General features: G+C 53.4%; 14 protein-coding genes. 11 read left to right on the top strand and 3 right to left on the bottom strand.

The window, feature by feature from the left end:
- Nucleotides 1–38: 38 nt before the first annotated feature.
- Both MKY58_RS13555 and MKY58_RS13550 read left to right on the top strand, forming a co-directional pair.
- Complete coding sequence (locus MKY58_RS13555; RefSeq protein ID WP_339324984.1) at nucleotides 39–1,286, top strand: DUF445 domain-containing protein; 1,248 nt, start codon at nucleotides 39–41, stop codon at nucleotides 1,284–1,286.
- A gap of 37 nt (nucleotides 1,287–1,323) precedes the next feature.
- Entirely contained in the window at nucleotides 1,324–2,232 is a 909-nt protein-coding gene (locus MKY58_RS13550; RefSeq protein WP_339324983.1) for an aldo/keto reductase, read from the top strand.
- A gap of 82 nt (nucleotides 2,233–2,314) precedes the next feature.
- On the opposite strand, the gene def is transcribed toward MKY58_RS13550, so the two are convergent.
- Nucleotides 2,315–2,827: a peptide deformylase gene (gene def, locus MKY58_RS13545; RefSeq protein WP_339324982.1), complete on the bottom strand. Its 513-nt coding sequence runs from the start codon at nucleotides 2,825–2,827 to the stop codon at nucleotides 2,315–2,317.
- Between the two features lie 24 nt (nucleotides 2,828–2,851).
- Complete coding sequence (locus MKY58_RS13540; protein WP_036712122.1) at nucleotides 2,852–3,091, bottom strand: helix-turn-helix transcriptional regulator; 240 nt, start codon at nucleotides 3,089–3,091, stop codon at nucleotides 2,852–2,854.
- Nucleotides 3,092–3,261: 170 nt separating this feature from the next.
- Here MKY58_RS13540 and MKY58_RS13535 point away from each other — a divergent pair, with 170 nt between their 5' ends.
- From MKY58_RS13535 to MKY58_RS13505, 7 genes are all read left to right on the top strand, one after another.
- Nucleotides 3,262–3,393 (top strand): hypothetical protein, encoded by a 132-nt coding sequence (locus MKY58_RS13535; protein ID WP_281422505.1) that lies wholly within the window; start codon nucleotides 3,262–3,264, stop codon nucleotides 3,391–3,393.
- A gap of 106 nt (nucleotides 3,394–3,499) precedes the next feature.
- Nucleotides 3,500–5,194: a M3 family oligoendopeptidase gene (locus MKY58_RS13530; protein WP_339324981.1), complete on the top strand. Its 1,695-nt coding sequence runs from the start codon at nucleotides 3,500–3,502 to the stop codon at nucleotides 5,192–5,194.
- A 324-nt stretch (nucleotides 5,195–5,518) separates the two neighbouring features.
- Nucleotides 5,519–5,956, top strand: a complete 438-nt coding sequence (locus MKY58_RS13525) for an Hsp20/alpha crystallin family protein (RefSeq protein WP_339324980.1) — start codon at nucleotides 5,519–5,521, stop codon at nucleotides 5,954–5,956.
- 206 nt (nucleotides 5,957–6,162) lie between these two features.
- The gene (locus tag MKY58_RS13520; RefSeq protein ID WP_339324979.1) at nucleotides 6,163–7,323 is read left to right on the top strand and encodes a type III polyketide synthase; all 1,161 of its coding nucleotides are present in this window, start codon (nucleotides 6,163–6,165) and stop codon (nucleotides 7,321–7,323) included.
- A complete protein-coding gene (locus tag MKY58_RS13515) occupies nucleotides 7,316–8,047 on the top strand; it encodes a methyltransferase domain-containing protein (protein ID WP_036709843.1) in 732 nt (243 codons plus the stop codon). Before MKY58_RS13520 ends, MKY58_RS13515 begins: the two co-directional genes overlap by 8 nt.
- 20 nt (nucleotides 8,048–8,067) lie before the next feature.
- Nucleotides 8,068–9,231, top strand: coding sequence for an NAD(P)/FAD-dependent oxidoreductase (locus MKY58_RS13510; RefSeq protein WP_339324978.1), 1,164 nt, complete (start codon nucleotides 8,068–8,070; stop codon nucleotides 9,229–9,231).
- Nucleotides 9,224–11,314 carry an MMPL family transporter gene (locus tag MKY58_RS13505; protein WP_339324977.1) on the top strand — a complete coding sequence of 697 codons (2,091 nt, stop codon included), beginning with the start codon at nucleotides 9,224–9,226 and terminating at the stop codon, nucleotides 11,312–11,314. Before MKY58_RS13510 ends, MKY58_RS13505 begins: the two co-directional genes overlap by 8 nt.
- A 38-nt stretch (nucleotides 11,315–11,352) precedes the next feature.
- Here MKY58_RS13505 and coaA read toward each other — a convergent pair whose 3' ends face one another.
- Nucleotides 11,353–12,276, bottom strand: a complete 924-nt coding sequence (gene coaA, locus MKY58_RS13500) for a type I pantothenate kinase (protein WP_339324976.1) — start codon at nucleotides 12,274–12,276, stop codon at nucleotides 11,353–11,355.
- Between the two features lie 296 nt (nucleotides 12,277–12,572).
- Here coaA and MKY58_RS13495 point away from each other — a divergent pair, with 296 nt between their 5' ends.
- Both MKY58_RS13495 and deoC read left to right on the top strand, forming a co-directional pair.
- Nucleotides 12,573–13,508, top strand: a complete 936-nt coding sequence (locus MKY58_RS13495) for a sugar-binding transcriptional regulator (RefSeq protein WP_036709837.1) — start codon at nucleotides 12,573–12,575, stop codon at nucleotides 13,506–13,508.
- A 190-nt stretch (nucleotides 13,509–13,698) separates the two neighbouring features.
- Complete coding sequence (gene deoC / locus MKY58_RS13490; protein WP_212949666.1) at nucleotides 13,699–14,370, top strand: deoxyribose-phosphate aldolase; 672 nt, start codon at nucleotides 13,699–13,701, stop codon at nucleotides 14,368–14,370.
- The last annotated feature ends 44 nt before the right edge of the window (nucleotides 14,371–14,414 follow it).

The raw sequence follows: 14,414 nt of genomic DNA, 5'->3' as shown, positions 1-14,414 counted from the left end.
GAATTAGATCATGGATACATAGAGCGGAGGGATTAAACTTGAAATCGAGATATTTGGCAGGAACCTCCCTGGCCGTCATGGGGGCGGGGTTTCTGATCACCTTGTTTTTGCCTCAAAATATAGCGGTTCGCTTATTGCAAGGAGGGTTTGAAGCCGGATTGGTCGGCGGTTTTGCCGACTGGTTTGCGGTCACGGCCTTATTCCGCCATCCGATGGGCATCCCGATTCCCCATACGTCCCTGCTGCTGAAAAACCGCAATAAAATCGTCAATTCGCTGATTTCGGCCCTTGAAACGGAACTGCTGAACAAGGAAAGCATTACGGGACGATTGCGGCAGATGAAGCTGTTTAAAGGGATTTCGTCGGGTCTATTGAAGCTGATCGCCAAAAAGGAAATCCGGCTGAAGGTCATTGATTCACTGACCGAGGCCGTCCGGCAGCTGCCGGTGGACAAAATGACGCCTTCCGCGCAAAAGCTGCTGATCGATTTCGTGGGTAAGCAGGATTTATCGCCGATGCTTGAAGCGGCATCCAAGCAGGCTTTCCGCAGTCAGCTGGATGAAAAGGCATTAAATTTCGTGTTGAATTTTGCCGGACGCTGGGTCAGCCGCCCCGAAAACGAATATATGCTGGGACAGCTGGCGCTAAGCAAGCTGCAGGAAGTCCAGCTGAGCGGGATGAAGGGATTTGCGCTGCAGGCGATGCTGGGATTCATGAGCGAAGAGAAGCTTGGCAACATTCTGAAAAACCTGATTCAGTCCACTTTGCATGAATTGGCGCACGAAAGCAGCCCGGTCCGCCAGCGCATTCTGACGGAGGTGCGGCAGCAGGTGACCGGTTTTGCGGAAAATCCGGAAGTCGCCGAGCGCCTTAAAACATGGATCAACGATAAAATTGCGGCTCCCGGCACCGAGGAATGGATGCTGCGAAAGCTCGAAGAAATCCGGGATCGCGTGCTTGCGGCTTTGGGGCAGGAACGGGAAAACGGAGGACGCAGCATCGTTAAGCTGTATCGTTGGACGGCGAACATGCTCCGGGACAAGGAAGACATGATGGCCCGCTGGGAGCAGGGAACATTATCCCTGATCGTGAAGGCGGTCGAAGCCAACTATTACCGGATCGGTCTGCTCGTGCGCGAAAACCTCGATCAGCTCGACGATCAGTCGCTGGTGAAGATGCTTGAAGAGAAAGTAGGCAGCGATTTGCAGTGGATCCGGGTCAACGGGGCCATTTGCGGCTTTTTGATCGGTCTCGTATTAACGGTCGTTCACATGCTGATTGCCTGACCATGGGAAAAAGCGATAACGGAGAGGAGTATGAATGATGAAAAAAAATCGCTTGGGATCATCGGATTTGTACGTTAGCGAAATCGGACTGGGCTGCATGTCGCTTGGGACGGAGGAAAAACCGGCGGAACGCCTTATCCACGCGGCGCTGGAACGGGGAATCAATTTTTTGGACACGGCGGATTTGTATGATGCGGGCCGGAACGAGGAAATCGTGGGCAAAGCGTTAAAAGGCCGCCGGGGCGACGTCGTGCTCGCGACCAAAGTGGGCAACCGGCGCATTCCCGGCAAGGAAGGCTGGAGCTGGGATCCTTCGAAAGCTTATATCAAAACGGCGGTAAAGGACAGCTTGCGCCGTCTGCAAACCGATTACATCGACCTGTATCAGCTGCACGGCGGCACGTTGGACGACCCGATCGATGAGACGATCGAGGCGTTCGAAGAATTGAAGCAGGAAGGCGTCATTCGTTATTACGGCATTTCCTCGATCCGCCCGAACGTGATCCGCGAATACGTCCAACGTTCGAACATCGTGTCGGTTATGAGCCAGTACAGCATCTTGGACCGCAGACCGGAGGAAGAAGTGCTGCCGCTGCTTGCGGAGCACGGCATCAGCGTCATTGCCCGCGGCCCCGTAGCCTCCGGCGTCCTGGCGGAAACGGGCGAAGGAAAAGCAGGCAAAGGGTATCTGGATTACGGGCCGGAAGAACTGCTGGACATCCGCCGCAAGCTGGAGGCGTTCATTCGTCCGGATCGCACCATGTCGCAGACCGCCATCCGCTATTCGCTTAGCCATCCGGCGGTAGCCGCGGCCATTCCGGGAGCCAGCTCGCTGGACCAGCTCATTCACAATGCGGATGCTGCCGCTGCGCCGGTATTAAGTCCGGAGGAGTTGGAGCAAATTCGCGGGATCAGCCGCGCGAACGTGTATACGGCACATCGGTAAACCGGAGTATGAATAAGAAACCGTTCCTGTTTTCTCTGAGAACAGGAACGGTTTCTTTTGTTGCCGGGAGTCCCAATAGCGCTTATTTTTGCGTAAGCTTGAGGACGCGCAGCAGGTCGGCTTTTTGTTTTGTCAACTCGTCGTAAAACTGTCCGTCCACGATGCGATCGATAAATAACACGCCGTCCAGATGATCGATTTCATGCTGTATGCAGCGGGCGAGATAACCATGACCCTCGATCACAACCGATTCGCCCGTCCGGGTCAGCGTTTTGACTTTGACGTAATCGGCCCGTTTTACGATCCCGGCATACCCGGGGTAAGAGAGGCAGGCCTCCGGACCGGTTTGCTCTCCGCTTGATTCGAGGATCACCGGATTGATCAATTCGACCAGCCCTTCCCCGCAATCCATGACGACCATTCGGCGCAAAACGCCGATTTGCGGAGCGGCCAGGCCGGCGCGTCCGTCTTCTGCGTACAGCGTATCCACCAAATCATCCAGGATCCGCAGCATTTTCGGGGTCAGCTGTTCGACCGGCTTGGCTTTTTTCCGGAGCACCGGATCTCCAAAAGGAAGTATTTCTCTTTCTGCCACTTTCATGAACCTCCCGATGATGAATTAAGCGCCTTGCATGTTCGTAGGCGTATGAACCCATAAATCCCCGGTCGTACACTCCAAAGCCGTGCAGAGCGCATCCAACGTTTCGGCTTTCATTTGTTTGGGCTGTCCGCGCAGCAATGCGCTGATGGAAGGAGGGGAGAGCTCATATCCGGCTTTTTCCTTCAGCAATCTTGCCAATTCGGCGCCCGACCAAATGCCCTTTTGGGCCATAACCTGCCGAAGCATCCACACAAGCATCCATGTCATCCCCTTTCACAAAACGATTTTTTAGGTGCTGCCTAAATAAATGATCTGCCACCTAATTTACCACGAATAGAATCCAACAAGCAACCATCTGAAATCATTTGACGTCAAGGAACAATAGGCTTTTAATCATAATAAATTGTATGATTCGGGAGGCTGGAAGGGTGAAACATATCAATTGGAAAAAACTAGCTTTTACTGTAGGGAAATTGCTGGCCATCATCGTTCTCCTGCTTCTCGGATTATTTTTCAGCGTTCAACTTGCGGTCATCGTGCTTTTATGGTCAGCGGGCTAACGGCTGTAGAAAGTCAACATTAAATTTTTTTGAACGGTGGTAGAATCTTCTTCTCATCTCCATGTATAATAGACATGATCCTAAGGATGAGAGGAAGTGTCAACGAATGAAATTCAGCGAATACAAATATGAGCGTCCGGATATCGAGTCGATCAAGGAACAGTTCGGACAGCTCGTGCAACGGTTCGAATCCGCCGAGCGGCTGGAAGATCAGGAGCAGGTTTTGTCCGAGATCAACCATCTTCGCGGGGAAGTGGATTCGATGGCACAGATCGTAACGGTCCGCCATTCGGTCGATACGAACGATCCGTTTTACAAAGCCGAACAGGACTATATTGACGAAGTCGTGCCAATCTATCAGGAATACATAACCGATTTTTACCGTGCGCTGGTAAATTCCAAGTTCAGGGCGGAGCTTGAGGCCAAATGGGGCACCCAACTGTTCCAGCTCGCCGAGCTGGCCCTCAAAACGTTCAGTCCCGAAATCATCGAAGATCTCCAACTGGAAAACAAGCTGGCCACTGAATATGCGCAGCTGATTGCCTCCGCGAAAATTCCGTTTGAAGGCGAAGAGCGTACGCTGACCCAACTCACTCCGTTCGAACTGTCGACGGACCGCGATGTGCGCCGCCGGGCATCGGAAGCCCGCTACCGGTTCATGGCCGAACATGAGGCGGATTTCGACCGCATCTATGACGAGCTCGTCAAGGTGCGCACGCGTATCGCGCATAAGCTGGGATACAAAAACTTCGTCGAGCTGGCTTACGTTCGGATGAACCGCACGGATTACAACGCCGAAATGGTCGCCAATTTCCGCAAGCAGGTTCTCGAGCATATCGTTCCGGTGGCGACCCGGCTCAAAGAACGCCAGCGTCAGCGGATCGGCGTGGATCAATTGTACATCTACGACGACGGTTTCAGTTTCAAAACCGGAAATGCCGCGCCTAAAGGAGATCCGGACTGGATTTTGGAACGCGGCGTGAAAATGTATTCCGAGCTGTCGCCTGAAACGAAGGAATTTTTCGACTTTATGGTGGAAAACGGCCTCATGGATCTCGTCAGCAAGAAAGGCAAGCAGGGCGGAGGTTATTGCACGTACATCAGCAAATACGGCGCGCCGTTTATTTTCTCGAACTTCAACGGCACGTCCGGAGACATCGACGTCCTCACGCACGAAGCGGGCCATGCGTTCCAGGTATATTCCAGCCGCCATTTCGAGGTGCCGGAATACCACTGGCCGACGTACGAAGCAGCAGAAATCCACTCCATGAGCATGGAGTTTTTCACTTGGCCTTGGATGAATCTGTTCTTCGAGGAAGACACGGAAAAATACAAATTCGATCATCTGAGCAGCGCGCTTCTGTTTGTTCCTTACGGCGTGTCCGTCGATGAATTCCAGCACTTTGTGTATGAGAATCCGGATGCGACGCCGGCGGAGCGCAAGCAGGCTTGGCGCGAAATCGAGAAGAAATACCTGCCTCACCGCAATTTCGGAGGCAACGATTATCTGGAACGCGGCGGATTCTGGCATAAGCAGGGCCATATTTTCCAATCGCCGTTTTATTACATCGACTACACGCTGGCGCAGCTGTGCGCATTCCAGTTCTGGAAACGCATGAACGAAGACTACAAGGCTGCCTGGGCCGATTACTTGAAGCTCTGCAAAGCGGGCGGAAGCCAATCGTTTACGGGCTTGGTCGAATATGCGGGCTTGAAGTCGCCGTTTGAAGACGGCTGCGTGGCGTCGGTCATCGGAGACATTGAAAACTGGCTCAATCAGGTGGACGATTCCGTTCTTTAATCCGGCCTATAGAGCCCGGGTGAATTCAAAATTGGCAACAACCTCAAAACGTCTGCGCTTCATCCGAAGGCAGGCGTTTTTTCGTGCGTTCATAAAAGTCAAAGAAAGTCAAAGACAATTAAAGTCAAATAAAGTCAAATTGTCAAATTCGCCTTCTACCGCTTAAAATCGCCGGATTTCATACAAGATCGACTTTGCCCGAAAGCTGCAATAAACGTACAATATAACTGTAAGGTTCATCGCCGAATGAACCGAAATATTGCACAGGTTGGCCGGCAATGAAGGCCGATTTTGCAAATTCATAAACCAAAGGAGGAACATGATATGTTTGATTTGATTCCTTTCCAACGGAGAAGCGACGTCTTCTTTAACGGCATGATGAAATCTTTTAACGATATATTCGATTCCTTCGGAGTAACTGAATTCGGCACGAAACCATTCCGCGCGGATCTTCGCGAAACCGAAAAGGCGTATTACGTCGACGCGGAACTTCCGGGCTTCGAGAAAGACGATATCCGAATCGAACTGAAGAAGGATGAATTGATCATTTCCGCCAAACGAAACGACATGTTCGAAACGAAAGACGAGGATCAAAAAGTCATCCGCCGAGAGCGTCATTACGGCGAATTCGTCCGCCGGTTCTATCTTGACCGCGCAGACGGCAACGGGGTGCGGGCCAAACTGGAAAACGGCGTGCTCCGCATCGAAATTCCGAAAAAAGCGCAGGATACGGACGGCACGAAACGCATTTCCATTGAATAAGTTTCGAATTGATGAACATGATGGGGCGTATTCCGGGAAAACCGGATACGTCCTTTTTTGCATAGTTGCTTGATGTAGCATATTCTATCTTTTTTTCGAATAAACTTGTCTCACCATAACTTATTTTAGGAAGTAACGGTACGATCATGTCAACGCCGGTGAACGGCGTCTGAATACGGTTTTCGAAGAGAGGGGCGGAGTCGCAGATGATGGCATCCGTATACGCGGGCAGAACGGCGGTCACCGGGATCGGGACAAGCATCCCGCCGTACAAGCTGCAGCAGGATGAAGTTTTTGAGAGAATCGCGGAGTCCTGCCGAGATGATTTGGACATCACGCGATGGGCCCGAAGAATTTTCAGGCAATGCGGCGTCGAAACGCGTTATACGTGCGAACCGGAATTTTTGGAGCCGGCGGGAAAATGCCGTTATTTGCCTGACCGGCCCGGCATGCCGGTTCCGTCGACGGCGCACCGGATGAATACATATGAACGGGAATCGGTCCCGCTTGCCGTCCACGCGGCCCGGGAAGCGATGGCGGATGCCGGGATCGGCCCGGCAAACGTCACGCATCTGATTACAGTGAGCTGTACGGGACAGTTTCTGCCCGGATTGGATTCCATGCTCGTCCAGGAATTGGGATTGCCTTGGCGGGTGAACCGCATCCCATTCGTGTTTCAAGGCTGCCATGCCGGGCTAAAAGCCGTCCAGCTCGCCAGAACGATCGCCGAAAGCGATGCGGATTACAAGGTGCTGATCGTCTGCGTCGAGCTTTGCACCATCCATTTTCAGCCGCCGACCTCCCGCGAAACGCTGTTCGGGGCGTCCTTTTTCGGAGACGGCGCATCGGCGTGCATCGTCGAAACCGCCGCCGACGGTCAGGAGCACATATTCCGGCTTGGACAAGGGCATGCCGTGCTGGTTCCGGATTCGCGGGAGGAGATGATCTGGAGGGTTGGAGACTGGGGATTCGATCTGTATCTGTCCCCAGACATCCCCAAACGGCTGAAATCTTTCCTCCGCGAAGAGGCAGAAATGCTGCTTGGCAAGCGGAGTTTGCCGTCGCTGTGGGCCATCCATCCCGGAGGGCGGGGCATCATAGACGCCGTGCGGGAGATGTTTGCCTTGGAGGAATCTCAGGTTTCATACAGCCGCAACGTCTTGAAAAATTTCGGGAACCTGTCATCGGCCACGATTTTGTTTGTCCTGAAAGAAATGAAATTCGAGCTCGCCAGACAGAAGATCGATCGGGCCGATGGCATTTCGCTTGCTTTTGGTCCGGGATTAACGGCGGAGCTGATGGCGTTTACTTATTTATCCAAAGCGGAAGCGGTACAATCGGCGGGGAGTGAAGGCGCATATGTTTAAAGCGCTCGACGGCCGTTCGCCCCAAGAAGAATACATGGACGATTTTGATGCAGGCGGCAAGGAACTCGAGGAAGCGCTCCGCCATCTACGATTGCTCAATCGGATATTCGCGGCCTCCGGACCGGTCCTAAGCGGCGTGAAGGAATTATGGAGGCGTTCAGGCTGCCCGAACGACCTTCATGTGATGGATATCGGAGCAGGTTCGGGGGAATTGAACCGACGTATTCTCCGCTGGGCCGATCGCAACGGCATCCGGATCCGCATGACGTTGGTAGACATGACCGATGAAGCTTGCCGCGAAGCCAATCGGATATTTACGAACGAACCTCGCGTCCGTGCGATCAGGCGAAACGTGTTCGACGTTGCCGAATCGGCAGCCGATATGCTGATATGTTCGCAATTTCTGCACCATTTTCCGGACGAGCGGCTGGCGGATGTGACGGGACATATGTTGAAGTCCGCAAGGCTCGGCATCGTCATCAGCGACATTCACCGCCATTGGCTGGCCTGGTCCGCGGTTTGGCTGGCAGCCCGCATCTTCTCCAAAAACCGTTATATCCGCCATGACGGGCCGCTTTCCGTTGCGAAAGGATTTCAAGCCAAAGATTGGAACAGGTTAAGCGAGGCGATCAAGCAGCATGGAAGCTACGATTTGAAATACCGGTGGAAACCGTTGTTTCGGTATACGGTCGTGATTTTCAAAAAAGGACACGCAGGGAACTAATGTTGAGGGGGGGCGCCGAAATGCCGGACGCGGTGGTAATAGGGGGAGGACTGGCCGGAAGCAGTCTGGCAATCCGTCTTGGCAGCCTCGGATGGAACACCATGTTGTTCGACCGGCTCCGTTTTCCCAGGCATAAAGCCTGCGGAGAATTCCTTTCGCCGGAAACGCTCGAAGTATTCAAGGAACTTGGCGTTTATGAGGCGCTGAAGGCGCTGCAGCCTGGCCGGATCACGAAGGCGCGGATCGTTTTCAGGCATGGGGGCGTCGTCGAAGCCAAACTGGAGCAACCTGCATGGGGCTTAAGCCGGTATGAAATGGATGCGGTTCTGCTCGAGGCTGCGGAAAAAGCCGGCACACAAGTGCATACCGGAACGTCGGTATCCAGCATCGCCGCCGATTCGGGGGCATTTCGCATCGGCATCCGCTCGGCGGGAGGGAGCAACATCCTGTATGCCCGTACCGTTTTTGCCGCTTGGGGAGTGCATCCCCGAACGGAACTGGCGGCACGACCGGCAAAAAGGCGCGGAAGAACAGCCTATATCGGAATCAAGGCCCATTTCGGCGGAGTAGCCACCGATCAGGCGGTGGAGCTTTATTTTATCAGGCATGGCTATATCGGCATTTCACCCGTCGAAGGGGGGAAAACGAACGTCGCGGCTCTCCTGCCGCTGGACCGGATCCGCCGCAAAGGCAACTCCGTGCGGGAGCTCCTGCTATCGGCTGCAGCCGATAACAAGCATCTAGCGGAGCGGCTGGCCGGCGGGACGGTGATTCCGGATTCGGAGGTATCGATTGCCCCTGTCTATTTGTCCTTGGAGCCCGACGTTTGGGGAATCGTGCCCCAGATTGGCGACGCCGGCGCGATGATTCCGCCGTTGTTTGGCGATGGCATGTCCGCCGCGCTGCGATCGGCAGGGAGATGCGCCCATTACGGCGATAAGTACCTCCGGAACGCCATGAGCATGGAAGAATGGTACCGCGCATATCGACTTGACATGCAAAGGGAATATGCATCGATTTTGCGCTTAGGACGCCGTCTGCAGGCGTTGGCCAACATGCCGGTTGTTCCGCGAATATTCACGGCCTGCGCACGCATGTTCCCTCAGCTGGGCGATGTTGTGGTCAAGTCCACCCGAATGGGTCCGCAAACGGCGCCGGAAAACGGGGATGACGGGTATGGGTGAGTGGTTGTTTCGGTTCGTATATCGCCATTCGGGTGCAATCGCGGCATGCTGGATGGCGTTTTTTGTTATATTCGGATCGTTTTCGGCACGGCTCCCTTTTATCGTCCAAGGTCCCGGTTTATACACCAAAGGCAGCTCGTACGAAGTACAGCGGCTCCTTGAGGAAAACGGCGGCATGCCGGAAGATCCGGTGATCGTCGTGTTCCAAAGGCAGCCAACCGTTTCGCATGCCCGATTTTCAGAGATTATCGAAGATACCTTGAAGAGACTGGCCGTACTGGACGGAGTTGCATTCGTACAGTCTCCTCTGAAACATCGCGAGCAGATGGCAACGGATGCAGCATATGCCCTCATTGGAACGGATGAGCCCCCGGAAGAGCGCAAAAATCTATTGAACCGGATTCGGGACCGACTGCCGCATCTCGAAGGCATCACGATCCAATTGACGGGGAAAACGGTGGTCCAGGAGGATGTCAATCAAGCGAGTATGCATGATTTCAAACGGGCGGAACGTTTCGGGATTCCGCTTGCTTTCCTCATTTTGTTGCTTTCGTTCGGCGGCTTTTGGTATGCGCTGGTTCCCGTTTTGATGGGATTGCTTTCCGTGTCAACGGCGATGGGCTTCGTAGCGATGCTGGGCACCGCTTTCGATCTCGAGCTGTCCAATTTCATCCTGAACGTCATTCCGATGACCGGACTGGCGCTATGTCTGGACTTCGCCTTTATTATGACGAACCGTTTCCGGGAAGAGCTGGGGAGGAGCCATCCGGAAAAAGCGCTGCAGGTAACGCTTCGCACTTCGGGACGAGCCGTTTATGTTTCGAGCGCATGCGTCTTATGCGGATTGATTGCCGTCGCTTTCATCCCGATGCCGATGTTCCGGAGCGCATCCCTTTGCGCCATCATCGTCGTGATCCTGTCGGCGGCCGTAAATTTAAGCCTGGTGCCGGCGCTGCTGCGATTCATTTCACCGTGGCTGGTACGGAAGCGGGCCGGACAAGCATTCCCGGACGACCGAAGCCGCAGATTTTGGGCTCTTTGGGCTGAAAAGGTCATGCGTAGACCAGGGAGGATTTTGCTGGCCGGATGCTGCCTCATGATGCTGTTGCTTTTTCCCGCCTCGCGGATGACCACGACGGTACCGGATGCACGTTCCCTACCTCCCGAAACGGAATCAAGAAAAGCCGATGAAGCGATCCGCACGTATTTTCGGCAGGACGGCGTCTCCGAGGTGCTGCTTGCCATGCAGCCTTCAGGAAGGAGATTTACGCCCGAAGAACGAACGGAAGCGGCAGCCTGGATCAGGCGGATCCAAAAAGACGTTTCGGTTATTGGCATCAAACCATTGCCGGTACCCGTTTTCAAGGATAATTCCTATTTAAATACAGTCTTCTACCGGATTTCTTACATGGGAGAGCCGGGCTCGGCGGAGGTCCATACCTGGCTGCGAAGCCTGGAAAAAGAGGCGGGACAATCAGGCATCCGCGTGCTGCTCGGGGGCGAAGCCAAATCCCGGCAGGAGGTCATCGACGCGGTTGCCGGTGCATTGCCCCGCATGCTGGCTTTTATCGTCATTACCAATATGCTGGTATTGTTTGCGGCTTTCCGTTCGGTGTTGATCCCGGTGAAGGCGGTTCTTATGAACCTGCTCACCATCGCGGCCTCGTTCGGCGTCCTGGTGATCGTGTTTCAGAGCGGGTTGGCTGGTTCATCGCCGGGGGAGATTGCCGTCATGGTTCCTGTGTTTGTTTTTGGTTTGGTTTTCGGCGTAAGCATGGATTACGGGGTGTTTCTGCTGTCGCGGATGACCGAAGCGTTCCGGGAAACGGGACAAGTGGATGCTGCCATTCAAGAAGGATTGGCTTCTACGGGGAAACTCATTACGGCCGCAGCAGCCATACTAATCGCGGTGACGCTGCCGTTTGCTTTTGGAGAGGTGGAAGGGGTTAGGCAGCTCGGGGCCGGCATCGCTTCTGCCGTATGGATTGACGTTACGCTGCTGCGGCTGCTTGTGGTGCCGTCCTTGATGAAGCTGCTGGGGAAATACAATTGGTGGGCGCCGCGCTGGTTTCGTCCGCTTTAGGACGCAGGCGGCACCCGTTATATGAGAATTCGAATCCGTTATTTGCGAAGCATCACTTTTTCGATTAAATGATCCGAGCCTTTTTTGATGATCAGTTTGGCCCGTTCCTTCGTCGGCAAAATATTTTCGTGCAGGTTTTTGGCGTTGATGTCCTGCCAGATTTTGGCCGCGGTGCCGATCGCTTCTTCCTCCGAGAGCGTCGCGTATTTGTGGAAATACGAACGGGGGTCCTGGAAGGCCGAATCGCGGAGCAGAAGGAACCTTTCGATGTACCATTTGCGGATGTTCTCTTCGTCGGCATCGATATAGATTGAAAAATCAAAAAAGTCGCTGACGAAAAACGGCTCGCTGGTGTTCACCTGCAGCACGTTGATCCCTTCGACGATCAAAATATCGGGCCGGTCCACAAGTTGCGTGCGGTCCTTCAGAACGTCATATTCGAAATGGGAATATAACGGAGCATGAAGGGCGGGTTCGCCGGACTTGACGCTGCTGATAAAATGCATCAGTTTGTTGATGTCGTAGCTTTCCGGAAAGCCCTTTTTGTTCATGATGCCTTTGGCTTCAAGCACCCGGTTGGGGTACAGAAAACCGTCGGTCGTCACCAGATCGACCTTGGGATGCTCGGGCCAGCGGGATAAAAGCGTTTGCAGCAATCTGGCGGTCGTGCTTTTGCCTACGCTGACGCTGCCTGCTATGCCGATGACAAACGGGGCTTTCGGCGCAGGGACGCTCAAAAACGAACTCATCTTCGATTGAAGCTGTGCAAAAGAGCTGACGTATAAATGGATCAGCCGCGCAAGCGGCAAATATACGGCGGATACCTCTTCGATCGAAATTTTTTCGTTTAAGCCCTTTAACTCTTCGAACTCTTCTTCCGATATCGTGAGAGAGGGCAAATCCCGGGACAACGCCCATGCGTTCCGGTCAAATTCAAAGTACGGGGAATATGTATTTTTCATGATCGCTCACTTTCTATCGGGCCCGGCCCCGTCTGCAATCCGCAGGTCTCGTGTTGAAGTCCATCCTTGTGGTCGAAGGCCGGCCTTGTCTTTGACGATGTACGTTCATCGACTATTTTTGTTATACTGATTGTGACGGAAAAATTCACAATAACTATCTTAACAAATAAACGGCGCCGGAAAAAGCATATCTTGCAAAAAGGAATCAGGCAAGCGATCGGGGAATTGCACGATCCGGCGCGCGAGATGAACGGCTCATGACGTAAGAGAGAGAAAAGACGGGTGATGATCAAAGAATGGACATAGAAAAACAACGATTGTCGATTGAAGCTGCGAGACTTTACTATCAATCGGATTTCAGCCAGCAGGACATCGCGCAGCGGCTCGGCGTGTCCCGTCCGACGGTATCGAGGCTGCTGCAGTTCGCGAAGGAGCAGGGGTACGTCAAAATCGAGATCGTGGATCCTCAGGAAGACTCCCATATTTTATCGAAAAAGCTGGAACAGAAATACGGGCTGGATACGGTCCAGGTCTGTTATTCTCCCCTGAATACCTATGAAGAAATTCAAAAGCATATCGCCAAACAAACCGCCGATTATTTGTACGACAACGTTCAAGACAAAGATATTATCGGCGTAACCTGGGGGACGACGATGTTTGCGGTGGCGAAGCAGCTGCAGCCCAAAAGCGTCAGGGGAGTCGAAGTCGTCCAGCTCAAGGGAGGCGTCAGCCACTCCCACGTCAACACGTACGCGGCGGATACGGTCAATTTATTTGCCGAAGCTTATCAAACGGTGGCCCGCTACCTTCCGCTTCCGGTCATTTTCGATAATATCGCCTTGAAACGCATCGTGGAAGAGGACCGGCACATCAGCAGGATCATCGAGCTGGGCAAGCAAGCGAACATTGCCGTGTTTACGGTCGGGACGGTAAGGGAGGATGCGCTGCTGTTCAGGCTCGGTTATTTTACCGATGAGGAGCAAAAGCTGCTGAAGAAAAAAGGCGTCGGAGATATCTCTTCCCGTTTTTTCGACAAGGACGGCAACATCTGCAGCGAGGAGATCAACAACCGGACGGTCGGCATCGATTTGCACGAATTGCGGAAAAAGGAAAAGTCCATCCTGGTTGCCGGCGGGCAAAGCAAGGTGGATGCGATCCGCGCGGCATTGGCCGGAGGGTACGCGAACATTTTGATCACGGACCAGTTCACGGCCCAAGCCCTGACGGTTTAAGGATTTCAAAATCTGCCATAGATACATATGGCAGATTTTTTTGCGCAAAATAGGCTGGTGAATGCCACAAAACCGCCATGAACATAATTTCAAGACAGTGTTTACATATGTTCTGGCGAGTGTTATGATATTTCTGCAGCAAGGAAAGAAAGCGCAATATTTTTGGGTAATTATTCTTGAAGGAGATGACATGATGACAAATCTTGCAGGTATGATCGATCATACGTTGCTTCGCGCGGATGCAACCCAAAGCGAAATTCAAAAATTGACGGAAGAAGCGAAAAAATACGAATTTGCTTCTGTATGCGTAAACCCGACATGGGTTAAATATGCCGCCGAGCAGTTAAGCGGCACGAAAGTAAAAGTGTGCACGGTCATCGGGTTCCCTCTGGGAGCAACCACATCGGCCGTGAAGGCGTTCGAAACGCAAAATGCGATCGAAAACGGCGCAACCGAAGTCGACATGGTCATTAATATCGGGGCTCTGAAGGACAAGCAGGACGATTTCGTGGAGCAGGATATCAAAGCCGTCGTTGACGCAGCCAAAGGGAAAGCGCTTGTAAAAGTCATTATCGAAACCTGCCTGCTTACGGATGAAGAGAAGGAGCGCGCCAGCCGCTTGTCCGTGAAAGCGGGTGCAGATTTCGTGAAAACCTCGACCGGATTTTCCACGGGAGGCGCGACGCCGGAGGATGTCCGTTTGATGCGTCAGACGGTCGGCCCGAACGTTGGCGTGAAAGCTTCCGGAGGAGTCCGCAGCTTGGAAGACATGAACAAAATGATCGAAGCGGGCGCTACCCGCATCGGAGCGAGCTCCGGCGTAAAAATTATGGAGGGCGGCCAGTCGACGTCTTCCTACTAATGCTTCAAACCGGGCGGCGTCAGCCGCCTGGACGCAAAGCGGAG

The sequence above is a fragment of the Paenibacillus sp. FSL W8-0194 genome (assembly GCF_037969745.1).
GTDB classification, from domain to species: domain Bacteria; phylum Bacillota; class Bacilli; order Paenibacillales; family Paenibacillaceae; genus Paenibacillus_AQ; species Paenibacillus_AQ cookii.
This window is presented reverse-complemented; position numbering and strand designations above follow the sequence as displayed.